At 65.8% G+C, this 24468-nt stretch carries 15 protein-coding genes and 3 pseudogenes; 11 read left to right on the top strand and 7 right to left on the bottom strand.

From position 1 onward, the window contains the following. Nucleotides 1–592 precede the first annotated feature (592 nt). Together ASG51_RS11860 and ASG51_RS11865 are read right to left on the bottom strand one after the other, a co-directional pair. Nucleotides 593–1027, bottom strand: a complete 435-nt coding sequence (locus tag ASG51_RS11860) for a MarR family winged helix-turn-helix transcriptional regulator (protein ID WP_156389687.1) — start codon at nt 1025–1027, stop codon at nt 593–595. A gap of 224 nt (nt 1028–1251) precedes the next feature. Further along, entirely contained in the window at nt 1252–1656 is a 405-nt protein-coding gene (locus ASG51_RS11865; protein ID WP_244480135.1) for a Rha family transcriptional regulator, read from the bottom strand. Between the two features lie 184 nt (nt 1657–1840). Between ASG51_RS11865 and ASG51_RS11870 the strand changes: the two genes are divergently transcribed. Next, entirely contained in the window at nt 1841–2692 is an 852-nt protein-coding gene (locus ASG51_RS11870) for a hypothetical protein (protein ID WP_244480138.1), read from the top strand. 38 nt (nt 2693–2730) lie between these two features. Here the strand turns inward: ASG51_RS11870 and ASG51_RS25045 are convergent, their stop codons facing one another. Both ASG51_RS25045 and ASG51_RS24135 read right to left on the bottom strand, forming a co-directional pair. Then, complete coding sequence (locus tag ASG51_RS25045) at nt 2731–2961, bottom strand: hypothetical protein (protein ID WP_082513984.1); 231 nt, start codon at nt 2959–2961, stop codon at nt 2731–2733. Nucleotides 2962–3080: 119 nt separating this feature from the next. Further along, a complete protein-coding gene (locus tag ASG51_RS24135; protein ID WP_156389688.1) occupies nt 3081–3491 on the bottom strand; it encodes a hypothetical protein in 411 nt (136 codons plus the stop codon). A gap of 407 nt (nt 3492–3898) precedes the next feature. Between ASG51_RS24135 and ASG51_RS11880 the strand changes: the two genes are divergently transcribed. After that, nucleotides 3899–4510: a plasmid pRiA4b ORF-3 family protein gene (locus tag ASG51_RS11880; protein ID WP_056381026.1), complete on the top strand. Its 612-nt coding sequence runs from the start codon at nt 3899–3901 to the stop codon at nt 4508–4510. A gap of 361 nt (nt 4511–4871) precedes the next feature. Next, entirely contained in the window at nt 4872–6968 is a 2097-nt protein-coding gene (locus ASG51_RS24140; protein ID WP_156389689.1) for an Ig-like domain-containing protein, read from the top strand. 474 nt (nt 6969–7442) lie between these two features. Here the strand turns inward: ASG51_RS24140 and ASG51_RS25050 are convergent, their stop codons facing one another. Then, the gene (locus ASG51_RS25050; protein ID WP_244480136.1) at nt 7443–8360 is read right to left on the bottom strand and encodes a site-specific integrase; all 918 of its coding nucleotides are present in this window, start codon (nt 8358–8360) and stop codon (nt 7443–7445) included. A gap of 6 nt (nt 8361–8366) precedes the next feature. Here ASG51_RS25050 and ASG51_RS11895 point away from each other — a divergent pair, with 6 nt between their 5' ends. The 5 genes and pseudogenes from ASG51_RS11895 to ASG51_RS23415 all read left to right on the top strand — a co-directional run. After that, nucleotides 8367–11420: a DUF3320 domain-containing protein gene (locus tag ASG51_RS11895; protein ID WP_244480137.1), complete on the top strand. Its 3054-nt coding sequence runs from the start codon at nt 8367–8369 to the stop codon at nt 11418–11420. After that, a pseudogene (locus ASG51_RS25055) lies at nt 11421–11696 on the top strand (MucR family transcriptional regulator); the annotation flags it as partial. It lies immediately after the preceding gene. 350 nt (nt 11697–12046) lie between these two features. Continuing rightward, nucleotides 12047–12508: pseudogene (locus ASG51_RS11905) on the top strand (tyrosine-type recombinase/integrase); the annotation flags it as partial. 4 nt (nt 12509–12512) lie between these two features. Further along, on the top strand, nt 12513–13721 hold the full coding sequence (locus tag ASG51_RS11910) for an IS91 family transposase (protein WP_056381035.1): 1209 nt from the start codon (nt 12513–12515) through the stop codon (nt 13719–13721). Nucleotides 13722–14099: 378 nt separating this feature from the next. Next, nucleotides 14100–14274, top strand: a pseudogene (locus ASG51_RS23415) (serine protease); the annotation flags it as partial. Nucleotides 14275–14383: 109 nt separating this feature from the next. Here the strand turns inward: ASG51_RS23415 and ASG51_RS11915 are convergent. Both ASG51_RS11915 and ASG51_RS11920 read right to left on the bottom strand, forming a co-directional pair. After that, nucleotides 14384–16222 (bottom strand): glycosyltransferase, encoded by a 1839-nt coding sequence (locus ASG51_RS11915; RefSeq protein ID WP_082513986.1) that lies wholly within the window; start codon nt 16220–16222, stop codon nt 14384–14386. 4 nt (nt 16223–16226) lie between these two features. Continuing rightward, nucleotides 16227–17768, bottom strand: a complete 1542-nt coding sequence (locus ASG51_RS11920; protein ID WP_056381036.1) for a hypothetical protein — start codon at nt 17766–17768, stop codon at nt 16227–16229. Between the two features lie 444 nt (nt 17769–18212). On the opposite strand from ASG51_RS11920, the gene ASG51_RS11925 reads away from it, so the two are divergent. From ASG51_RS11925 to ASG51_RS11935, 3 genes are all read left to right on the top strand, one after another. Beyond that, nucleotides 18213–19100, top strand: a complete 888-nt coding sequence (locus ASG51_RS11925; protein WP_244476398.1) for a glycosyltransferase — start codon at nt 18213–18215, stop codon at nt 19098–19100. Then, nucleotides 19097–22726 (top strand): glycosyltransferase, encoded by a 3630-nt coding sequence (locus ASG51_RS11930; RefSeq protein ID WP_056381039.1) that lies wholly within the window; start codon nt 19097–19099, stop codon nt 22724–22726. Before ASG51_RS11925 ends, ASG51_RS11930 begins: the two co-directional genes overlap by 4 nt. A 489-nt stretch (nt 22727–23215) precedes the next feature. Next, a complete protein-coding gene (locus ASG51_RS11935) occupies nt 23216–24445 on the top strand; it encodes a hypothetical protein (protein ID WP_156389690.1) in 1230 nt (409 codons plus the stop codon). The last annotated feature ends 23 nt before the right edge of the window (nt 24446–24468 follow it).

Consider the following 24468-nt stretch of genomic DNA (forward strand, 5'->3'; position numbering starts at 1 on the left):
CGCCATCACGCGCAGGCTGCCTAACCTCTTACCCCAGATGGACCAGAGCCTCCGCTCCTGAACACCGCTGAATGTCCCAAATCATCTGACGACAGACAGATGGCTGTTTACCGCGCCAGCATAGCGACCGCTGGTAGCCTCCAGTTCAGTAGGGTTGGTCAGGCGGCTGGGACCACGTCACCACCGCTGGTGAAGGCGCTCACCATCCATGAGGATGGACACAGCACGATGTGGGTGCTGCCCAGGTAGAAGCACAGCGCACTGCCCTGCACCATGTAGTCTGCCCACCAACGTCCTCGCACGACGGAGGAGGTCTCAGCCCAGAACTCGCCAAGGAGCGGCACCTTAACGAAGCAGCTACGGTACAGCTTTTCACAAACGAAACCGAGGATTTGCATTGTTGTGGTCTCAGGCGCTCGCCGGGATTGGCGCACAGCGCACGGCTCCGCTTATTGATGTAAGTTCCCGTGCAATCAATGCGGCCTGATGCCTTGTTGTCTGGCGACGCAGAAAGTGCTTCTATGCTCACATCAACTATCCACCGGTGGGATATTCATCACCCTTACAGCAAGCGCAACTTAATTTGTTTGATCTAAACTGCATCAATCTGGAACGCCCACTCCCTAGCGGATGGCGCTGCAACGGTGACCCGTTCCCCCGTCTGGATGCTGACCAAATCAGACACGAACTTGCGACCCTTCTTGGTGAGGAAGGCTGCCTTCCTCCGGTACTCACGGGGGTCGTCAACGGCTTCGACCAACCCGAGGCCTGGCATGTCTGATCGGTGCCATTCCCCGAGAGCCATGAGGTTTCTTGATACAGAGCCCAAAGCGATACCGGATGCGTCCATGAGTTCCTTCATGGTGATCCCCGGATGCTGGGCGATCTCCAATGTGATTTGGAGCGCTTGAGGGGACATCAAGTCCACCCATTTGCCGTCTGGACGCTTCACGTTCCCCGCAAGCCGCGCTTGGCGCACGATCTTGATGAGCTTCGCGATGTCGTTTGATGGGATAGGATGTTCCACGGAGATGCAACTGCAGATAAAAGTGCTTCGGATGAGTGCCCATGTCACAGCCACTTACAGCATCGTCAAGCATGGTAATCAGCGAAAAGTATGCGTTGGTCCATACACACGAGACTTCATGCCCGGTGTGCTATCCATGAAATCTCACGTAACTCACTGATCTAACTGCGCCATGAAATGCGCGTTAGCAGTCAGCAGCGGTCGTGTGGTGGTGCGTGTGGCGGTTACCAACTCGCTGAAAATAATCCCCAGCCGTGTTGCAAAACCCTGCTGCTGGTCTCCTCGATGACCCCAACGGCCAGTCTGAGTGCCTCCACGTGCGTGGGGATGCGAGGTGCCTGCTGCGCCTCCGGCTCCTGCCAGCGGTCGATGATCGCGGCCCGCATGGTCACTGAGTAGCCCGAGACGAGGATCAGCGTCTCGCGCTTGGGGAGGTTGTAGATCGGACGCTCCTCACCCTTCGCATCTCGGTAGACGCCCTCAAATCTGAGGAGGTTGGCTGCACCATGCAGCGCGATCGGCATGACGCGGGCGTCCCGCATGACGTTGTCGTGCCGCTTTCCAGTGCGGTCTGCGATCTCCCGGCTCGACATCGTGAGCCCGTTCGGGATGGCGGTCAGCATGTTCATGGCGTGCTCCTCAGGGTCGCTTCACGAGAAGTGCAGAGGGGCATTGACTGAGGGGCACAGCTGCGCCTAACTCGTATAGCAAGTGCTATGATTAAGGTTGTAACCCATGTGGGGTCCGTGGTGCCGAAAAGTGCGCTTACCTTCTGCTGGGGTGCTCGCGTTCACGGTACTGTCCGCCGGACAGGTGCCTTTGTCATCGGCCATCCTGGCTCAGTCACTACCGACCGCCGCTGAAAACCTCACTCCTGGCGACATCGACAGTGAGCACCTGTTCGGCTTCACGGAAGGCAGCGACCTCGGCGTGCCCGGTGAAGCGGAGCTGGAATGGGAGACCTCGGGACGACTGGGCAAACGTCTGGGGCGGTTCGTAGCAATCGACAGTGGGCTTGCACTGAAGGTGCCCCTGACGAGTGACTTCCGGCTTGCCCCCGGCATCACTTTCAATGCCTACGATGTTGGTTCCCCTGGCACGCCAATGCGCCTGAGCGGGGGCATCGCGGGTGCGTTCTTGGAAACTCGCTTCCGCCTTCTCGACCGTCGAACCGGCCCGTTCGGTCTCACCCTCAACATCGTGCCGAGCTACAGCGGCGTGGATAGTGGCTCTGGGGCGGGGGCGCGCAGCTTCGGTACAGAGGTCGGGCTACTTGCAGATTACGAGCTGATCCCAGGCAAGCTCATTGCGGCCCTCAACGCTGGCTTCGCCTTCGCGTCTACGCGGCTCAACAGCGGAGACGAGCTGGTACTTGGGTCAAGCACGGAGCTGGCCGGAGCCATTGCCTACCAAGTCCGAGCTGGCTTGTTCGTCGGCGGCGAGGCCCGTTACGCGCGCACCTACGAAGGTCTGATGCTCGATCAACTTGCTGGGCAGGCAGTCTACATCGGACCGACCATCTACACGACCCTTACGCCCCATGCCTGGGCATCGTTCACATGGAGCTTTCAGGTGGCTGGAAAGGCGGTTGGAGAGCCGGGGCCGCTCGATCTGACGAGCTTCGACCGACATCAGATGCGGCTCAGAGTTGGCTACAGCTTCTGACACCCTGGATGGCTCTATGAGCACAGTAGAGCGCTCTGTCAGGCCCCCTCGGCGGCATCGTCCTTAGCACCACGCACGTAGCCTCGCGAGATGAGTCGGCTGTGTGCCCGTGCTCGCCTGTCACCTTCCATGAGGTCCGCTAGGGCGTCCGTGATGGCGATGCGGAGTGCCTGCCCTTCGTTGCCCTCAGTGGTCACAAGGTAGGCTTGAGCGATGGCCTCGATGGGACAGGAGGCGGTGGGTGGCTGGGTATCGTCTCTCGGTGCCACGCGGTGATGCCCCTTCGATCCGCAATGAGAACGGATGGGGAACACGCCACAGGCTGATGGGTTCGGTGAAGGACGGTAGGAATGTTCGGGCAGCCCCTTGGCGCGAAGCCCGCCTCTGCTCAAACTTTCCAGTAGGCGAGAGACCGTGCCTTCGCGTCCCAAAGCAGGGTCGCGGCGAGGTAGGAGAACTCGACAGCCGCTAGCATCAGCACTGCGTTCAGTAGCACGGACGTGAGCGCCCGGTGGCTGAGAGCGCCTTCCACTCCAATGGCGATGGCAAGAACCGAGACGAGCGCCAACAGGCCGGGCGCTCTAAAGGCACGGCTCGCAGCGGCTCCAAGAAGGGCAAAGCACATAAGAAGCATGGTAACACCAACGTGATGGCCGTTCAGAATACCTACGTACTCAAATGTTACAAGTTCCAATAATAGGCAGATTTGTGCTCTGCGGTATTTCGGATGCACTGCAACAACTAGCCAATGAACAACAGCAGTAAGCTGAAGGCAGCCCAAGCAAGGAAGACCACCCATGCCACTGTCGCTACGAGGCTGAGGGCGAGGAAAAGTGGGACAGGCAATCGCTGAATGGTCCGTGCGGCAGCAGCCAGCTTGGTGCGCCACGAACGCCTGCCAACTGGAGGCTCTGGGTCGTGCGCCTTCATGGCGGGGGCTGTGCTCATCAACGTGGCGCCAACTCGGGAACACCAAGCGCGTGGCGCCGGGAAGGGCAGACTAAACGCCGTGCGAGAAGAAACCGTTGCGTCAGTTGCGGAGTGAGCGGTTATCGCGATCTAGGGTTACCAGCCTCACGCCACCCGCTTTAAGACCCGCTTCACGGCCGTTGCCGTCCAAGCCCTCCTGCTCTTACTCACTTCCCATTTTCGCACATCCGCAGGGGGCCTTGCGCCCCTACGCTCTCCCCTGGTTATCTTCGCTGCATGAGCTACGTGGATCGCATCGCGCGCCTGCGCATCACCCTCAACGACACCGAGCCGCCCATCTGGCGCACTGTCGATGTGCCGCTCACGACCAGCCTCAAGGGCCTCCATGAGGTCATCCAGGCGGCGATGCCGTTCGAGGACTACCACCTGTTCGACTTCCGCATGGGCGACCGGCGGTACGCGATCCCCGTCCCTGAGTTCGATGGGCCTGAGACTCGCGATGCGAAGTCCACGAAGCTTGGAGTGATCATCGAGAAGGGCTTCAGGGAGTTCGTCTACACCTACGACTTCGGGGATAACTGGCAGCACACGGTGACGGTCGAGGAGGTCACTCAGGCGGACCCAACAGTGCCCTATCCGCACCTCGTTGGTGGCGAGCGGCGGGCGCCTCCCGAGGACGTTGGAGGTACCTGGGGGTTCGAGGATTTTGTTGAGGCGATGACCAAGCCTTGGCACCGCGAAAAGAAAGCGATGCTGGAGTGGTACGGTGGCCCCTTCGATCCTGAGACGATGGACCTTGAGGCCATTGAGGCGGGTATGAGCAAGCTCGCTCAACGGCGCGCTAAGGGATTGGCAGGGTTCGCCAAGAGCCGTCAGGTCGGGAGATAGTCTCTTCGCAGAGAACGGTGCTCGCTCACCTGAGAACCAGCAGATGAGCCACCTGAAGAGATACCCGCGGATCGAAACTCGTCCGCCAAGGATGCCGCAGTGGTGGGACAGCTATTAGCCTTGTCACAGCCGATGCACACCCACGTTCCGCGATCTGAATTAATCCAAAAAATATTCATTAACATATGAGGTGAGGTGGCAATGCGTATCCAGTCTACGTAAGTACCGATTCCAAAAGTCGGACGCGCAGACAGATTCCGAAAAGTCCATAATCTACGTATTGACGAAAATTGGATTCTGACATCTGAGTACAACCGCTTGGGCTGCGATTCGCTTAGTGCCCATCGGAGGCTGTGTAGCTATGGTCGGATTATCCCGTGTTAATGAGCCTCAGGTTCAAGTTAATGCGCAGCCAGGAAATGCACAAACAGTCGACACTGCTGCTGGATACCAGGGGGACGCAGTTGGCCTACTGTTCTCAAATGGTCAGGGAGCGGTTGTTTTTGAAGATTTCTTTGCGTTCAACGATCAGGATATTCAGGCTAGGTTCCTGAGCTCCGTAGACGCTCGACCTACTGGGGTACAATTCGCACCGCCCGGCCTTGGGTTTCTGGGTGCAAACGAGGCTGACCCCAGTGCAGCCGTGCTCGCCAATGTAGCAGACTCGAACATAGCGCAGAATCGAGGTTTGGTCGTATGGGCAGAGCAAACTGCTGCCAATAGTTTTGATATTGTAGGTCGCTTGATTACGGCCGATGGTGATATTCTCGATAATGCCCGCTTCGTATTAGCATCTGGTACGAACAATCAGCGAGCGCCGGATGTTGCCGCATTGCCCAATGGCCGTTCGGTAGTTGCTTGGCACGATGCTACCGCGGGGAATATTCAGGCGGAAATCATCGAAGCAAATGGACGAACTGTTGCAGTTGGTCCCTTCACAGCTGACACCCAAGGCGGACTCTTCGCCCTGACCACCGCGCCGGTCGTTGCCGGGCTGACGAACAACAATTTTGTCATCGCTTGGGTCGGTACCGATGTGAGTGGAGCCGGTATCCATGCTCAGGTCTTCAACGGGCAAACCGGAACCAAGATCGGGAACGAAATTGGTACTATTGATAACCCGCTCAATTTCATCCGATCAGGAAACCAAGATCAGGTTGCTATCACGGCTCTTAGCAACGGAAACTTTGCCGTCGCATGGAGGGATGACAGCACGCGCGCGGACATAAACGGCGCTGTCGATACCAGCGGTACCGCGATCAAGGTCCGAATTTTTGACTCCGCAGGTACGCCATTGGCTGTCAACGGCCAGAACGACATCTTGGTCAACACGGCGACTGCTGGCGATCAATCCCAGCCTTCTATCACCGCCGGACCTAACGGGGGGTTTGTCGTCGGTTGGACTGATGCAAGCGGGTTGGCAGACTCTGCCGGAAAGCAGGATGCGCTCGGGACCGCGATCAAGGCTCAAGCCTTCGCCGCTGACGGTTCTAAGCTCGGAGGAGACCTCCTCGTAAATACGGTCACATCGGACAACCAATTCAATGTTGATCTCACGACTGGCTCGAACGGCGTAATCCTTGCGACCTTTGATGATCTCAGCGGTCAAGTTGCGGCTGGCGGACAGACTGCTGATCCAAACGGCGGTGGAGTTCAGGCGGTTCGTCTGCGGGTCGATTCAGACATCACGGCGCCAACTGTAACAGTGTCAGTGAGCGATGCCGATCTTACCCCAGGCGAGAAGGCGAACGTAACGTTCCAATTTAGTGAGAAGGTCGTTGGCTTCACAGCTTCCGATGTCACCGTTGGTCAGGGGGCACTGAGTGCTTTCACACAGGTTGATGGCGACACATTCACTGGTGTATTTACACCCAACTCCAACTTCAAAGGTACTGGAACCATCTCTGTGGGAGCTTCGAGCTACACGGATGAAGCCGGAAACGCAGGAGGTGCTGGGCAGGCATCCGTGAACATCAGAACAGCTTCGGCTCAAGCTGAGGAGGTGTACCGGTTCTTCAACACGAAAACTGGCGGACATTTCTTTACGACCTCTGAGGGCGAGAGAGATACGGTCCTTCAAACGAATCAGAGCTACAAACTTGAGGGCGTTGGTTTTGGTGCCTTCGACACGAAGGTGACTGAGGCTGCCGAGGAGGTTTACCGCTTCTTTAACACAAAGACAGGTGGGCACTTTTTCACAACCTCAGAAGGTGAGCGCGACGAAGTGATCGCCACCAACCGCGATTACAAGCTTGAAGGCATTGGATTTTACGATTTCCAAGTCGATCAGGGGGAAGCTACCGACGCAGTCTATCGCTTCTTCAACGCTAAGACTGGTGGGCACTTCTTCACGGCATCAGAAGCAGAGCGCGACTCGGTTGTTCAAACGAGCCAGGATTACAAGTTAGAGGGTATTGCCTTCTATGCTCCTGACGCGGGTGCACTTCTGCTGGTTTGAGCTTGGCATTTGGCCTCACTAGCTGCCCGCTAGCGTTCCGCTGAAAAGGACGCTGGCTAGGACGAGAAACGACCGTCAGTCATAGTCAGGGGGAAAGCCTCGCCTATGATTGGCGGTTTCTCTTGTGAGAGACAGACCACTCCTGATGACGCTCGGATGATGATGATGGGGGTTCGATTCCCTGGTGCTCCGCCCAACTCGCCTTGCTGTGAGCTTGTGCTACAGTTTCGCGCTACAGGAGTGCCGTCAGGCATCTGCTAAGTCATTGAAAATTAACGGTTTGATGGGTTGGCGTGGAATGTCCCACCCCTTCCGCCATGTACATCTAATTCACCTTTATTTTCAGTGGTTTAGGCATGGGATTGGCGAACTCATCACCCTGGTTCGCCAATGTTTGTTCGCGTTTTGCCCTGGCACGCTTCGCCTGGGCAGCATCCGCGAGAGGCGGCTGAGACGCTGCTCGGGTGTACCGGCTCACCTCTTTCGAGGTGCGGTGACCGGTGACAGCCATAATCTCGCGTTCTGTCGCACCGGTCTCGGCCAACTGCCGGGCGGCAGCCTTTCGCAGGCCATGGGCAACGCAGCGCTTCGGAAGGCCTGCGGCCCAGACCATGTCTCCGAACCAATTCCCGAACCCGCAGGCGTGAAGGCCGCACCGTCGCGGGTCACAAGGAACGTGAGGTTCGTGGCGGGCATGGCGGCAATCGCATCCGCCAATTCGTCGTCGATGGCGATGCTGAGCTCGCTTCCGCCGCGCTGGGTCTTCTTCTGCTTGAAGATGATCCGGCCGTATCGGACGTGCTGGCGGCCCAACCGGGTGACATCGGATCTGCCTCGCTGGCCGAGAGAGAGCATGAGCGCGAAGGCAAGCCGCGCTCGCGACCCGATCGGATGCACCGACCTGAACTGGTCAAGCTCAGCATCCGTCCATGTGTGAAACCCCTCCGGGTTCATCGGGAGCGGCTTGATACCGAGAGCCGGGTTTATGTCGACCACTTCCCGCTCGACAGCGAACGCCATTAGCATCTGAAGCATACGCAGCATGTTGTTGGCGGCAGCCGGCGTTTCCGCCTTCTGATCCATGAACCGGCGGATGTCCTTGGTCCGCAGATGCGCGACTCTTTTGGATCCGTGCTCTGCCCTGAAGCGCTCAAGGATGCCGCGGTAGGTGGCGCGGGTGCTGTCGACGATCTTATGCGGATTCGTCCATGCGGCCGAGCTATAGAATGCTGCAATCAGGGCGTCGAAAGTGCCCGCAGCCGACCGGGACGCAGCAACGGCCGGCCGGCTTGCAACAGCTGCCTCATAGGCCTCCCGGAAGCCGTCAGACCCTGGACCACCGGACGGAAGCGGAACGGCCTTCCGGCCCTTCGCACGGTAGCGCCAACGCACCTTTCCGTGCCGATCCGGATAGGCATCCTCGACCAGAACCTCGCAGGCCTTTTGGCGGAGTGGGTCACGGCGCAGGGATCCAACTTCATAGTGCGCGGCGGACGGTTGAAGCGCGTTCTACTGCAGGTCCAGCCCTACGCCGAGGGTACGCTGCCGGAGGATATGGGACCGGATCTCACCGGTCTGATCGACGTTGCCCGGCATGTAAAAGCGGGCTGCTTGGAGGAGCTTGTCCTTGCCCGGCTGGGGCTCCCGTGGAGCAACCCGGAAATGCCGGTCGCCGAGTTCCAGCCGGCGATTGCCTGGGCCGAGAAGGTCGAGCAACTTCTCGACATTCTGGGACCGCTCTCGCTCGGCAACGATGGCCTGCGTGACACTCTCGTGCAGCTCGTCGAGCGGCAGGCGCGGGCGCTGGCCGAGGGCGGTCGTATCGCGCAGGCCTACGGTGCCTTCGCGCAGGATCGTGCGCGCGCCACCGAGGCGATGAAGGCACTCGGTCACCTGGCCGGGCGCGCCGACCCTGACGAGCCTTTGTCGGCAGAGCTCGGCTGGATCGAGCGCAGCACCGCACTGGCGCAACGTTGGGCCTCCGGGCTCGGCCGAGCCCAGGGCTGGTGCGCGTGGCAGGCCGCCGCGCACAACGCGAGGGGCAGCGGCCTCACTCCGCTGATCGAGGCGTTGGAGGAGGGCCGCGTCGCTCCTGAGCGGGCCGATGCGGCATTCGAGACCGCCTATGCGCGCTGGTGGATCGATCGCGTCGTCAGCCACGACTCGGTGCTGCGCCGCTTTCTGCCGGAGCGCCATGAGGACTCGATCGCTCGATTTCGCGCGGCAGACCGGCGCGTCACCGAACTCTCGAAGCAGGTCGTACGCTCGCGTCTCGGCGGCGGCATACCCGGCCCTACCGCCTTCGGGGCCGATCCGGAATGGGGCACGCTCTCGCACGAGCTGACGAAGAAGACGCAGCACATGCCGCTGCGCAAGCTCTTCGGCCGGATGCCGACAGCGCTGACCCGGCTCACCCCTTGTGTGATGATGAGCCCGCTCTCGATCGCGCAGTATCTGCCCCCCAACAAGGAGCCGTTCGACGTCGTCATCTTCGATGAGGCCTCGCAGATCTCGCCTTGGGACGCCGTCGGTGCGATCGCACGGGGCAAGCAGGTCGTGATCGTGGGCGACCCCGAGCAGTTGCCGCCGACCAATGTCGGCGATCGCAGTGTCGACGACATCGAGGATGGCAGCGACGTCTCGGACCAGGAATCCATCCTCGATGAATGCCTTGCGGCCAACATCCCGCGGCGGAACCTCGACTGGCATTACCGCAGCCGTCACGAGAGCCTGATTGCCTTCTCGAACGCCCACTACTACGGCGGCCGGCTCGTCACCTTCCCGTCCCCGGTGACCGACGATCGGGCCGTGCGGCTGACCCTGGTGCCGGACGGCGTCTACGAGCGCGGCTCGGGCCGGGTGAACCGGCCCGAAGCCCGGGCCGTCGTCGCCGAGATTGTGCGTCGCCTGCGCGAGCCGGGCTTCGTCGAGGAGCGGCGTTCGCTCGGCATCGTCACCTTCAACGGCGAGCAGCAGCGCCTGATTGAGAACCTGCTTGACGAGCAGCGGCGGTCGTACCCGGAGCTAGAGCCGTTCTTCGATAAGGACCGCTGGCACGAGCCGGTTTTCGTGAAGAACCTGGAGAACGTGCAGGGCGACGAGCGCGACGCAATCATCTTCTCGGTCGCGGTCGGCCCGGATCAGACGGGTCGGCCGGTCACCACCGTGTCCTCGCTGAACAAGGACGGCGGCCACCGCCGCCTCAACGTCGCCATCACCCGCGCCCGACGCGAGCTTTTGGTCTTTGCCTCGCTTCGACCCGAGCAGATCGATCTCGGTCGCACCCGGGCGCGTGGCGTGCGCGACTTCAAGCACTTCCTCGAATTCGCCGACCGCGGCGCGCGGGCGCTCGCCGAAGCCTTCGCACCGACCGGCGGCGACGTCGAATCACCCTTCGAAGCCGCGGTGCTCGCCGCGCTCCAGGCGAAGGGCTGGATTGTACACACCCAGATCGGTGTGTCGGGCTTCCGGGTCGATCTCGGGATCGTGCATCCGGACGCCCATGGCCGCTACCTCGCAGGAGTCGAGTGTGATGGTGCGACCTATCACAGCTCGGCCACGGCACGGGACCGAGACCGCCTGCGCGAGCACGTGCTAACCGATCTTGGCTGGCGCATCCGCCGGGTCTGGAGCACCGAGTGGTGGATGGACGCGGAGGGCGCGCTCGCCAAGCTCGATCAGCGTCTGCGGGAGGACTTGGAGCTGGATCGCGCGCAGGCCGCCAAGGCGGCTCTGACCGAAGGATCCGCTGCACCTACCCCTTCAGAGCCCGACGACCTTGAACCTGTTGCCGAGCCGGCGCTCATCGGATTTGTTGGAGAAACGCTACCGGAACCGATGAGCGATGACCAAGCTCCGGACGAGCCGAGCTCGCCGCGCCTCTATGCGGATCAGCTCACGCTGCAGGAGAACCTCTCGACCGCGATCGACTCGGTTCAAGATTCGCAGGGTTATAGGCTCGCCGACCTAGCAGAACTCGGTCTGCCGATCGAACCCGCTCGCTTCTACGATGCTTCCTACCGGACCGTGCTCAGGTCATTGGTGGAGCATGTCGTTAGCCTGGAGGGACCCATCTACGAGGATGTCCTGCTGCGACGTATTGCACGCGCCCATGGACTCCAGCGCGTTGGCCCGCTCATTCGCGAAGCCGTCCTCGACCAGATCGGACCTGCCATTGCTCAAAGCAAGGACGACGGTCGGACAGTCCTCTGGCCTCCGGATACGCAGCCGCAGGTGAGCTGTGCCTACCGTGCGGCCGACGTCGGCGTGCACAATCACGCCGATACGCCGATGTCGGAGCTTGTGGGTCTCGCGCTGACTCTACGCTCCGATGTCTCCGAGGCCGATCGCGTCCGTCTCATGGCTCAGAAACTTGGACTCTCCCGAGTCGAAGCTTCAGCTAGGCAGCGGTTCGAGCGAGCAAGCATCCTTGCGCGAGACGGCACTACTTGAATTGCCGCCGAACTACGAAGGACATCACGTTCGTTTAGCACGGATGAGCACAAGAAGCCGACGGCTGCGCAGATTCGTAAGTCCGTCACGCCGGATGGCATCGTCAGCTTCCTGGACAGGAAGACCTACAAGACCTTGCAGCGCCACCTCGGGGTGCACGGCTTGGACGCACAGAGTCACCGCTAGCGTTACGGCCTGCCGGCTGACTACCCGATGGTCGCTCCGGAGTACGCGGCGCGCCGATCCGAGCTGGCGAAGTTATTCGGCCTCGGACGGATCGCCGATCGTGACGAGAATGAGCACCCGGAAGGCCCGGGGCAGCAAGAAGGCTGCCTGACGCGCTGGCCGGGTCTAGTGTTCGAGGCCCCGCAGCCCTCGCTGGCGCGGGGCTTTGTGATTGAGGAGTCGATCTGGACGTCGGCCTCTAGGCTCATGACCGGAATGGGTGGGAGAACGAACCCGCTCGCGCGGGATGGGTGGCAGCTTCGAGGTTTTCGGATTGAGACGAGCGCCCTGCGCTGATTGAGCGTCGCCCGACCTGGGCGGACGATCGTGGCTCCTTTCATCCGGGTGGAGCCATCCCATGACCATCTTTGCCGTTCCCGCCGCAGCCGTCGGCTCGCTTCAAGGTCAGCGATGTCGACTCGACGCGCATGCTCCTGCGGGTCGAGCGTGGCAAAGGCGGCCGCGGCCGCAACGCGATGCTGTCGGCCGATCTTCTGGGTCTCCTGCGGCGCTGGTGGACCGGGGGACACCGGCAGAACGTCCTGCATCGCGAAGGCTGGCTGTTTCCCGGACAGGACTGGGCCCGGCCGATCAGCACGCGCCAGCTTCACCGCGTCGTGGTGGAAGCGGCCCGGTCGGCCGGGATCCCCAAGCGTGTCGGTCCCCATACCCTGCGCCACTCCTTCGCGACCCACCTTCTGGAGGACGGCGTCGATATCCGCGTCATCCAGGTGCTGCTGGGACACGCCCGGCTCGACACGACGGCGCTCTACGCCAAGGTCGCCACCCGGACGGTGCGGGCCGTGACGAGCCCCCTCGACAGGCTCGCCCTGTTCCACACGGACTGCCCGGCACCGGGTTGAGGCGATGCCCGCCACAATCGAACTAGCCAACGTCTTCCGCGCCGCCGGTCCCGCCTATCGCGCCGATGGGACCGGGCACCTGGACCTCGCCGCGCTCAAGGTGATGGCGGCGATCGAGCAGTGCCGCACGGCCAGCCTCGGCGGGCATGTCGAGGGCTGCGACGCGTGCGGCCACCTGCGCGTCGCCTATAATTCCTGCCGCAACCGGCACTGCCCACGCTGCCAGGGCGCGGCGGCGCGCGACTGGCTCGCCGCGCGCGAGGCCGACCTTCTCCCGATCGGCTACTTCCACGTCGTCTTCACCCTGCCCGCCGAGATCGCCGCCATCGCCTTCCAGAACAAGGCTGCCGTCTACGACCTGCTGTTCCGGGCAGCGAGCGCGACCCTGACGCGGATCGCCGCGGACCCGAAGCATCTCGGCGCCCGCATAGGCCTCACCGCCGTGCTCCACACCTGGGGCTCGGCCATGACCCACCATCCCCATCTCCACATGATCGTGCCCGGCGGCGGCCTCTCGCCGGACGGGACCCGATGGGTCGCGTCGCGCCCTGCTTTCCTCCTGCCGGTGCGGGTGCTGGGCATGCTGTTCCGCCGCCTGTTCCTCGAAGGGCTCGCCGCCCTCCAAGAGGCTGGGACGCTCGTCTTCTTCGGTACCCTAGCCCCACTCTCCGACGCCAAGGCCTTCGTCCGCGCGCTCGCCCCGGTGCGCGGTAAGCGCTGGGTGGTCTACGCCAAGCCGCCCTTTGCCGGGCCGAAAGCGGTGCTCGCCTACCTGGCGCGCTACACTCACCGCGTCGTCATCTCCAGCCGGCGCATCCTCGCCTTCGACGGGGCGAACGTCAGCTTCCGCGTCAAGGACTACCGCCGCGCCGAAGCCGGGCAGGCGCGGGTCACGACCCTGTCCGCCACGGAGTTCATCCGGCGCTTCCTCCTCCATGTCCTACCGCGCGGCTTCCACCGCATCCGGCACTACGGCTTCCTCGCCGGCTCGAACCGGAAGGCCGGTCTGGCCTACATCCGCGCGATCCTCGGCACACCGGCCCCGCCGCGATCCACCGACCCTGAACCGGACACCCGAGACGCTGCGTCCGACGTTCGACCGCCTTGCCCCCGCTGCGGCGGTCCCATGAGAACCGTCGGCGCCTTCGCGGGCTGGTACCAGCCCCGTGGGCCGCCGTTCCACCCCGCCCCGAACCGGGTGTGTACGCCATGACCCGGCATGGCCTGATGCCACCAACCACCCGGGGAGCCGCACCTCGGGGCACGCCTCTCCGCGTGCCGAACGCCGGAATGGTCTTCTCGAACGCTGTCGCCCGACCCTGTCGCGCTCCGCTAAACGCCGGAGACCGGACAATCCGGGAGCGATCAGGCAGCCGGGCGACGGTGTTCAGGCGCCTTCCGTCCCTCGTTGGGGACGACGGTCTGCCAAAATCCCCATAACTCTACGCCCGCCATCCCGCGGGTTCGTTCTTCCACGACTTTCGTACGCCTCACGGCGCCCGAAACTCTTCAGGCTAGTTGCCCGTCTGCTTTCGGGTACCGAGTTGAGAAAGCCGACGCTTGCGTCGGAGACATCGATAGGTGGCTGGCAATCCACCGGGTCGACCCGCCGAGCGAGGATGCGATCCGGCGCGTCCGCCACGACTGCAACAACGGCTATGGCGGCTCCGGCTTGGGTTGTGTTCGATGCCGAGGGCCGCCTCCTCGCCCAGCACAGCGCCTTCCTGTCCATGAACTCGCGCCGCGCCTTCGACATCGAGTACCATTAAGGCTCGGCGCTGCTGTTCGAGGGCGGGCTGAAGGAAGCCATCCGCGCTCGTCTCGCCGCCGATCCGAGCGTCCGCTGAACGGCGGACGCGGCGGACGGCGTGACCGTTAGGGTGGGCCGGCGCCGCCCGCGCGGGGGCCGAACGGCCCCTCCTGGTCCCCCGCCCGCGGAGGCGGCGGGTGCGCCTGCGAGTCGCTCCCAGATGGCGGGGGCGGGCTCGCCCACCAGTCCCGGAGGATCCGCTCGGCGGCCAGCGCCGGAGAGATGCGCGAGGTGTCGAGGAGGGGAAGACCGAGCTCGTCCGCCAGGCGCCGGTAGGTCTCGATCCGCTCAACGCTCATGCGCGCGTGGGCCTGGGCATCCCCGCGCGCGACCAGGCGGGCCACCGTCGTTGGCCGATCCGCCCAGCACATGACCGTGCGGGGGTGGGGTGCCCAGCCGGCCCGGTAGGCCGGCGACAGGAGCTGCGACGCGGTGAACCAGTGCCGATCGAAGACCACCGGGCCGTCGGGGGCCTGCTGCAGGGCCAGCGCTACGGCGGCATGCGCGACGTCGTCGGCCAGGGCATGCGCGCCCCGCTCGGCGAGGAGGACCATGAGGCCGCCGATCCGGCCGCCGAAGGGATCGAGCACCGTCGCGCCAATCCGTCCGGCGACTTCCCGGGCGATGCTGGACTTGCCGGAGCCGTCGAGCCCGTCGAGGACGAGGGCGATGCGCCCGGCCTGCGCGGCCTTCTCCTGCGCGCGGCTTCGCGTCGAGGGATGGAGGCGGCCCTCGCGGCGTCCATGCTCGAGGTAGTGCAGCAGGCCCTGCCACGGGCGCCCGAATAGGGCCGCGAGATCTGCGTGCAGGCGAAGGTATCCGGCGGCGTCGAAATCGTCCGGTGCCGGACCGTGTTCGGCCACGAGCGCGGCGATGCGCGCCGTGGCCCAGGCCGGAGCGGTCCCATCCGCGAGCCCGCCGCGGATCGCCGCCAGGAGATCGGCCGTATAGGCCTCCCAGGTAAGGTCGCGGATGCGGGCGCGCCCGGCACGGGCGCATCGCGCGGCGCGTTCGGGATCGGTCCGCACGGCTTCGACGGCCGCCGCGATGGCGGGACCCGTGGCGATCTCGATCACCCGCGCGGTAATGTCGTGCTCGGCGAAGGCCAGGGTGCCGTGCGGCGTGGTGACGAGGGGCGTTCCGCTGGCCATGGCTTCGGCGGCCGGGTTGCACCAGCCCGCCTGCAACTCGGCGCTGCAGAACACGTCGAGGCCGGCGTAGAACGCGGCCAGCGCCTCGCCGAACAAGGCACCGTGCCGAACGATCCGGCCCGATGCCAGGAGGTCGTCCGGAGGCGCCGGCTCGCGCGGGTCGGGACGGCCGAACCAGTGCAGCTCCCACGCGGCGCCGAGCGCGCGAAGGGCGTCCAAGAGGGCTGCCGGATTCTTGTTCGCGATGGCGCCGAGACGATATCGCCCGGTGCGCGGCGGCCGGGCGACGGGCGGCGCGAACAGGGTTGAGTCGACCCCGCCGACGACCCGGCGGAACGGCCGGCCAAACGCGGCGAGATCCGCCTCCGGCCAATGCGCGTTGTTGACGACGATCAGGTCGGGCTCAAAGGCCTGCGTCACGCGCTGATAGGCGTCACGGCGGCCGGGACCGTTCAGGAAATGTTGGACGCGCAGGCCCAGGCGAGGGTCTCGCAGGCTCGCGAGGCGCGCCACGATGGCATCGGGAAAGCCGCCGCCTGGGACCATGACGGCGTCCCAGGTCTCCTCCAGCGCCGCCGCGCGCGACAGGTGCCGGAGCGTGCTCGCGAAGCCGGCCGGCCGATCGTCGACGCCCTCGCCGAGGCACAGGAAGGCGAGTTCGCCGCCCCAACGCGCCAGCACCTGCCCGACGCGCTCGAACCGCATCAGGCCTCCGGTCAGGGCCAGATGATCGCAGGCAACCAGGAGGCGCATCGCGCTAGGTCCGCTTCCACGGGACGAGGCCCCGGACGGCCCGGCCGAGGCGGATGGCCGGGCCGGGGGGCCTGGGCGGCGGCCCCGCGAGACGGGCCTCGGCTGCGGCCAGCGCGGCCTCCAGGCGCTCCGCCTCGCGATCCCGTTCCGCCGCATAGACGATGACGCGGTCGGTCTGCGCCTGCGCCGAGTCACGGGCGTCGACGAGCGCGGCGCGCTCGCTCCGCAGCCCAGCGACCTCGTCCGCCAGGGTCGTCGCGCGCAGGAGCAGCTGCGAGCGGGACAGGGGATGGGTGGCCGCGAGCCACGCGAAGTTGCGCTTCGGGTCATGCCCGCCCACGACTCGCTGGAAATGGGCCTCGCGGTCGAGGCGCTCGGCGATCCCGGCATCGGAGAGGCCGTCTCCGAGCGGTTCGGTGCACGCGCGCAGCAAGGTCAGGAAGGTCGGGTCGAGCCCCGGTGCGGGACAGCCCCGAATCGGCGTGGTGAGGAAGGTGTCGACGAGACCGCGCACGAGCAGGTGCCCGAGGTCGAGGGGCGCGTCGAGCGTCCATTCCAGGTCGATGAAGGTGGCCTCCCCTCCATGAACCAGCAGGTTGCGCGGGATGGCATCGAAGGCATGACCGGGCAGGAGCGTGGCGGCATCCGGCGACCGGCCGCCCGGATCGGCCTCCGGAAACGCGGCCCGGACGGCGGTGATCCAGCGTTCGGCCCAGGTCGCCACGTCGGACTCGGTCCAGCCGTCGCGGGAAAGCACCGCCTCGAGGGCCTCGGGCCAGGGCTGGCCGGGCGCGAGGGCCTCGGACGGGAATCGATTGGTGACGCCGGCCACGCAGCGCGGCAATCCGGGCCGGCGCGGCACGCGCCGAACCTCCGGTGGACCCTCCGCCCGGGTCAGGATCGTGGCGACCTTGTTGAATTCCGGCCGCCGTTCGTGGCCGATCTGCAGGGCGAGGCGCTCCTCCGCCGGGAGCCCGACGGCCGAGGCCAGGACGAGCGCGGACGGCGCATGGTCCGCTAGTCCGCCGGCCTCTGCGATGCGCCGCCAAGCGCGGCGTTCGCCGGAGGCGTCCCCCGCCAGGGCCGCGGCATCCAGCCCGGACCCGAGAGCCAGGCCGCGTTCGAACAGGACGGTGCGGGCGCCGCGATGGTCCGGAAACGGATACCACCAGTGCTGGTGCGGGAATCCGGCCGCCTCCAGGGCTCGGCGCAGGCAGGCCCAGGCGCCCGGCCCGCCGCCCGGATCTCGGGATCCGTGCTGCCCCGCGGCGGAGGCGCCGCGTCCCGGCGGCTTCGTCCCCAGCGCCAGGATCAGCCGTCCGTCCCGCCGCAGGCTTCGCCGCAGCGCACGCAGCGCAAGCGGGACGGCCTCGTCGGCCGGGGCGAAGAGATCGAAGGCTAGGATCGTATCATAGGCGGGGGGGCCGTCGACCGGGTCGGCCTCCGGCGGCCGCCGCGCGTGGGCAGTCAGCGATCCGGCCAGCGCCGCGGCATGGGCGTGGAGGCTCGGCGCCACCGATCCGAGCAGGAGAACGTCTCCGGACACAGCCTCCGCGACCGGCAGGAGAATATTGGCTGCCGTGAGGGTGCCCGGGCCGCCCGTCCCGGCAACGCCGCCCGCTCCCTGCGCACCGGACCCGCTTCCGATTGCCGAATTCTCCCGATCGTCTTGCCGAAAAGCAATACCGCTCTTACTCATCTTTCCCGATTACGTTGTCGACACTCGTCTACATAGACAGCTTTCGAAAACGAAGTTATTGCTTTTCTAAGAAGGAAGTCAAACCCTCGCAACGCCACACGCCAATCGACGGAATAAATGAATTTCGCATCTCACATTTATCCGGATACGATCGAAGTTCTCGTAACTGGCACGACATCTGATGCGGTCAATATCAATCCTGCCATCAGAACTTACCTTGTCGAAGGACTGAGCGAGCGCTTGGGAGGCGCCGCAGTCGGGCAGGCGCCCCTAGAGCTCGCCTGCGAGAGGGTGCGTCGCCTGCGTCCGAAGCTGGTGGTCGCCGTCGGCAGCCTCGTGCCGGATGCGGCCGGCCTCGGTGCCTTGCGCCGATCCGTCGACGCCGTGGGAGCCCAGCTCGCCTTCTGGCTGACCGAGGATCCCTACGAGTTCGACTACGCGTTCAAGGCGGAGCTCCTGGCCGACATCGTCCTCTCCAACGACAGCTGGGCGGTCCATCACTACCGGCACGGGTCGGTGCACCACCTGCCGCTGGCCGCGTCCCCGACGCGGCACCTGCGTCCCATCCACCCGAGCCTGCCGCGCGACATCGCGATCTTCTTCTGCGGCGTCGCCTATCCGAACCGGGTCGCGCTCCTCCGGCGGGCGGACGATCTGCTGTCCCGCCACCCGGTGGAGATTCTCGGCTGCGACTGGCCGGCCGACTTGCGTTGCGCGCACAACCGACGACTGACCGCGGACGAGATGGCCGACCACGCCGCCGCCGCCTGGCTGACGCTGAACATCGGCCGCGATCTCGACATCGCAAACCGGCGCTTCGCCCTGCCGCAGGCGACGCCGGGACCGCGCACCTTCGAGGTGGCGCTGTCGGGCTCGACGCAACTCTACTTCGCGACCGGTCTGGAGATCTGCGACGCCTTCGAGCCGGACGAGGAGATTCTACTCGTCGACGGCTCCCGCGACATCGCCCGGGCCCTCGAGCGGATTCGGGACGAGCCGGCCGCGATCCTCGCCATCGCCGAGCGGGCGCAGCGGCGCGCTCTGAGAGATCACACCTATGCGTGCCGTGCCGGGCGCATCCTCGAACTTTGCGGCCTCCCGGCCCGCCCCGCGCCGGAGAACCTGGAAGATCTGCTTGCCGTGCCCCGTCCGGAGCCGCGCGGATCGGCGCGCGCATGACGGATCTCTCGATCCTGCTCCTCGATACCGAGCCGCGGACGCACAACCACTACATCGTCCTGGCCATCGCGGACGCGCTGCGGCGCCACCCCGGCGTGGCGCGCGTCGTGGTCGCGCATCACGGCGACGCCCTCGCGACCTTCCTGGCGGAGGGGCTTGACACGGTCCTGGCCTTCGGCGGCGCCCGGATGCAGGCGCCCCTGCTCGGCCGGCTCGCGCGCCTGGCCCGCCTCAGCATCCTGTGGACCACCGAGGATCCCTACGAGCGTGCGTCCAACGTCCGCTTCTCCGACTGCTTCGACATCGTCTTCACCAACGACCGCGGAAGCGTCGCCGCCTACGAGGGCCGCGCCGTCCACCTGCCTCTGGCCGCGAGCCCGCTCTTCCAAAATTTCGCGGTCGGCGCGGACGACCGCCATTACCGCTACGACCTGCTCTTCGTCGGGACCGCCTGGCCCAACCGGGTCGCGAGCCTGAACACGATCCTGGGGCTCCTGCCCGCCGACCTGCGGGTCAAGATCGCCCTGCCCTGGAACGTCCATATCGGGCCGCCCGACCTGCATGACCGCTCCCTCGCCACGGATTGGCGCTGCGGCAATCTCGACTTCGCACGCTTGGCCAACCGCAGCCGCGTCGTCCTCACCCTGCCGCGCGTCTTCTCCGGCAGCGCCGCCGAGCAGGCGGCCGGATCGACCCCGCCCCCGCGCCTGTTCGAGACCGCTCTCGCCGGCGGCTTCCAGGTTATGGTGTCGCCCGAGCCGGAGGTGCGGGACTATTATGCCGCCGGCACGGAATTCCAGCTCTGCACGGACGACGCGCAGGCCGCAGAGACCATCGCCCGCATGCTGTCGGTCCCCGAGGAACGGCTCGCCCAGGCCCGCGCCGCGCGCGCCCGGACGCTGGCCGAGCACCTCTACGACCATCGAATCGCCACGATGCTGGAGCGGGCCGTCCCCGACCGGCGCACGGCCTCCGCCCGCGGCGAGCGCCCCCCCGCCTCGGCCCCGCGCAGGACCGTGCTCATTCTCACGCACAACCGCCTGGGCCATCGCGAGGGCGGCGGCGTCGAGGTCTACCAGGAGGCCCTCGCCGGGCTCGGCGACCGCTACGACTTGCTCTTCCTGTTTCCGGTCTTCCGCGGCGAGACCTGGGAGATGCGCCTCGAAGGCCCCGGTGTCGCGCTCAACCTGCCCGGCGGGGCCGTCGGCCTGCCCCGGCTCACCGACCGGAACGTTGAGGGGCAGTTCGCCCGCATCCTGTTCGAGCATCGGGTGGACCTGCTGCACATCCACCATCTGCTGCATTGGCCCTTGAGCCTGCCGCTCATCGCGCGCGCCTGCGGCGTTCCGGTGGTCCAGCACCTCCACGACCATTACCTGATCTGCGAGCGCTGGCTCCTGCTCGACCACAACGGCCGCTTCTGCGACGTCGTTCATCGCGGCCGGGAGCAATGCGACGCGTGCCTCGCCGCCAGCCACAACTATCCCGCCGGCGCCAAGGCGCGCCGGGATGCGTTCCTGGGGCAGGTGGTCGGCGCGGTGGACGCCTTCGTGACGAGCACCCCGGCCACCGGTGCCTACCTGCGGGCCTTCCATCCGCAGATCGCCCCCGACCGCGTCGTCGAGATCGCGATGCTGGTCCCGACGCCGGCCGCCGCACCCCCCGAGGCACCTACCGCGGCGGAGGCCCCCGCGTCCCTCGTGGTCGCGGTGATCGGCAACTTCACCCACCACAAGGGCGGGGACGACGTGATCGAGCTGATCCGCACCTGCGAGGGCTATCCCATCCGGTTCCGGATCCACGGCCAAGTCAGCCCCCACCATGCGGGCCGCCTGCGCGGCCTGCCGGCGGAGCGCGTGACGGTCCACGGCCCCTACGAGCAGCGCGGCATCGTCGCCCAGCTGCAGGGGTGCGACGTCTCCCTCCACCTCTCGACCTGGCCCGAGACCTTCCTCATCGCACTCACGGAGGCCTGGCAGGCCGGCCTCGTGCCCATCGTCAGCGACCTCGGCGCGCCCGCCGAACGGGTCCGCGACGGGATCGATGGCTTCCGGGTGCCGCCGCATGATCCCGGCGCGGTCCGGGCGAAGCTCCTGGCCCTCCTCTTCGACCGGGAGCAGCTCGCGGCGATGCGCACCACCATCCGGCGCAAGGCCTTCCCGTCGGTGGACGCGCATCTCGACGCTCTGCACCGGCTGTATGCCGTCCTGATCGCGCAGCGGCCCTGCCCGCACGAGCGGGTCCCGAACCGGCGCCCGGGCGCCTACGACCTGTCCCTCGACGACCTCGCGCTTCAGGTGAACGCGCCGTCCTGGGTCAGCAACGACATCCTCTGGGACCGGAGCCGTCTCTCGGATGGCGGCGGCTTCCCCGAGACCTTCCCGGCGGTCGCCCGCATCGACGCCCTGCCGGAGGCGGACGCGGCCAAGCCCGCCCTGGAACGTCCGCTGAGCCATCCGGCCCTCGCCTGGGCCATCGACGCCCTCTGGACCGATCAGCGCCGGCGCCTGGATCGCAGCGGGAACGCCGTCGTGTTCCAGAGCCTCTCCCTGCGCGGCTGGATGCACCTGTCGGAGAGCCGGGGACCCTACCGGACCTATCTGCGCTTCAGCGACGGCACGAGCACGTCCTACGCCCCCCTTGCGACCGAGAGCCGGCAGGACGTGCTGGACCATCTACGGACCCTCGCGGCGCGGGACGCGGGCTTCGCCGGACAGGTCGACCTTGCGGGTCTGAGTTTCGGAAGTCACGCGGTGGACCTGATCCAGGTGACGGCGACCCACCGGATCGTCACCCGCGGGCTGCTTCGGATCTTCGCCGCGAGCGATCTCGGCGCGGCGCGGGCGGGCCACTTCCGGGCGGCGCAGGGGGCCGGCCCGGACTGGGAGACTCCGCGCAGAGGCGTGCCCCGGCGGATCCGGCAGAACCTGCCCAATTGCGACGGCGTGCTCGTCGGTTCGGCCGCGGAGGTCTGGGCCTTCGAGGCCTGCCTGCCCGACGTCCCAGCGGAGGCGGTCCAGGTCTGGCTCCAGAGTCCCGATGGCGCGAGGCTCCGGCTCGACGCGGACGCGCATGCCGCCTCGGACGGAACGCTCCGCTTCGTCGCGGCGCTGAATGACCTGCGGCCGGACCCCTACGAGGTCCTCCTGCGCACCGGCCGCGGGACCGGCCCGGCGATCGCGCTGCCCGACCGGCTTCAGGTCCGCGAGGGGCACGGGCGCTGTCGGGACACCGAGACCCTCCCCGCGGCCTTCCGGCGGCGTTTCATCAAGGTGATACGCCGGGCGCCGAACCTCAACGCGGTCACGCTCACCGCCGAGGACGACGTCCGGTCCATCCGGTGCCAGGGCTGGGCGTTTCTGCGCGGGCTCGGCTCCGCCCTGTGCGTGGTGGCGCGCTGGGAGGAGAACGGACGAAGCCGGATCTGCATCGGCGCGCCTCTCGAACGGCCGGACATCGAGGCGCATCTCGGGACCGCGCTGGCACGCTCCGCCGGCTTCGACCTCATGATCCCCGTCCAGGCCGTCACCAGCGGGCGCGTCCGGTTCTATCAGTGCTACCGCTGGCGCACGGTCGAGTTCGCGGGCTTCCGGGAAGCCCTGATCCCGGTGCTTGACGGGACCTGACGTGGGAGCCGTCCCGATGGCCGCCGCCGACCGCGCGCTTCGAGGTGTCGGGGGCCGCCGCCGGCATGACCGCGGAATGCCAGATCGTCCTGCCATTCTTTCCGAAAGACCATTCCAAGATTACTTGACCTTCCCGAGCCCGGGTGATGCCGATGTCTTGTTTCCAAGTAGATGTGATATTTTTTATTGAAATAGATTTTTTGTAGATCACGTGGATTACACTTGGCTCGCACACTCCACGGAGTTTTTTGCTCGCTTAGCCGGTAAAAAACCTGGCATGGGTGAATCAAAACTATGGGTATCAAATCGATGGCAGGCATAGGCTTGACGTTGCGCCGTTCGTTGCTTCTGACTGTTCCGGCCTGGTCTGTTTTCATCTACGAGGCGAGCGCCGATTGCCAACCGGGGACACCGACGAGCGGCCAGACCATTGGCTGCTCCGGGACGTCGACGGGGTTCGTCGCGCCCGCGGCCGCCACGGGCCTGACCGTGACCGTAGCCCCCGGCGCGACGGTTCAGACGAGTGGCGGCGCCAATCCCAGCTTCACCGACATCCGCGTCGGCGGCGGCAGCCTCGTCAACAACGCGGGCACCATCACGAATCCGGCTGGCCAGGCGCGCGACAATTTCGGCGTCAACCTCGCGGGCGACCTCTCGACCTTGAACAATACCGGCACGATCAGCCTCGTCGCACCTGCGGGGAACGCCAAGACCCGGCTATATGGCGCCTATTCGAGCGCACCCAACGGCGCCCAATACGCCAGCACGACCGTGACCAATGGCGGCACGATCAGCGTCGTCCAGAACGGAAACGGCATCGCGCGCGGAATCTACTCGGGCGAGAACACGACGCTCTTCACGATCACCAACACGGGCCTCATCAGCGCCACCCGGGCCCCGACCGCAACCGCCACCACCGCGCTCGTCGCGGGCGTCGATTCCGACGACGATACCGACCGCCTGGTGGTGAACAACGCGGCCGGCGGGCGCATCACGGCGACGGGGGTCAACACCCGCGCGATCAACGGGCGCGCGGCCGATCTCGTGATCAACAACAGCGGCACGATCCAGAACACCACGGCCGGAGAGGCGGCGATCGCCACCTACGCGCTGAACGCCGGGAACGTGGGCGATGCCACGACGCCGCGCGCCTACAGCACCACCCTCACAAACACCGCCACCGGCGTCGTCTCGGGCGATATCCGGCTGTTCGATCAGGATCTCCAGACTGGCGCCACCCTGGTGAACCTGCGCCGCTCCGGCACCGTCGCCAACGCCGGAACGATCACCGGCACGGTCGCCTTCGGTGGCGGCAACGCGGTGGTGACCAACACGGGCCGGATCGGCGGGAGCATCAGCTTCCTCGACGTCGCCGGAACCGTGAACGCGGTCAGCCTCGGCACCGGCTCCAGCATCGGCGGCAACATCACCGCCCGGGGCCTCGGCACCAACACCCTCACGCTCTCCGGCACCGGGACCCTCATGGGGGCGGTGACCGGCTTCACGAGCCTGACCCAGGCCGGCGGCGCCTGGACGACGGGAGCCGGCTCCACGCAGGCGCTGTCCGGAAACCTCACCGTGGCGGGCGGAACCCTGACCCTAGAGGCCGGCTCCACACAGACCGTCGGCGGCGTCGTGCAGGTTGTCCGACGTCAGCACCTGTGGGACAGATTGAGGGTCTTCACGAACGGAGGATGGCTGGTTCATCGTAGCCCCTGAGGAGCGAAGATGAAGCAGACATC

The sequence above is a fragment of the Methylobacterium sp. Leaf465 genome, from assembly GCF_001424705.1.
Classification (GTDB): Bacteria; Pseudomonadota; Alphaproteobacteria; order Rhizobiales; family Beijerinckiaceae; genus Methylobacterium.